Genomic DNA, 611 nt, shown 5'->3' on the forward strand with positions numbered 1-611 from the left:
CATGATCCGCCGGCTGCGTAGATGAACCATCAGCTCCTTCTTGAGCACGCCGCGGGCCTGAATGAACAAGCTCTTGTAGATCGTCTCGTGGGACACCCGCATTGTCCTGTCGTCACCATACTGGGCTGCCAGCCAACCCGATATCTGTTGCGGTGACCATCGGCTTTGAAGCTTCTCGGCAACAACCGAACAAAGCAGGGCATTGCTGGCGAGCACACAAGGCTTCGGACGAACTGATCGCTGCCAGGCCATCGCGTCAGCACCAGTAGCTCGGTATCGGCCGCGCCCACCATTGCGGGCCACTTCACGACAGACAGACGATGGCGCGCGACCAAGCTGCACTGCGATAGATCGGAAAGACAGCCCGGCGTTGAGCCCGCGAGATATCTCCTCGCGCTCCGCCATTGTCAGTGACCGCATACTCCGGCGCCGCTCCATAGGTGCGATGCCGCCCTTGGCCCGCAACACCCCAAAGACCGAGCCGGCATGCTTGCCCAGGCACCGACCTATCTCACTGAGTGACTGTCCGCTCTTCCATCGTCGCCAAAGCTCCCGCTTCAGTTCAGCAGATAGTCCCGGTCGTCCCGTGCGTGCCATTGTGGATCCTCCCA

At 61.0% G+C, this 611-nt stretch carries 1 protein-coding gene; it reads right to left on the reverse strand.

Annotated features, from left to right (window positions below):
• A partial coding sequence (locus tag VQ044_RS26000) for a transposase (protein ID WP_442873877.1) occupies nt 1-597 on the reverse strand: 597 nt, incomplete at its 3' end.
• Between the last annotated feature and the right edge of the window lie 14 nt (nt 598-611).

Origin of the sequence: Aurantimonas sp. C2-5-R2 (assembly GCF_036549495.1) — a bacterium.
Lineage (GTDB): Bacteria > Pseudomonadota > Alphaproteobacteria > Rhizobiales > Rhizobiaceae > Aurantimonas > Aurantimonas coralicida_A.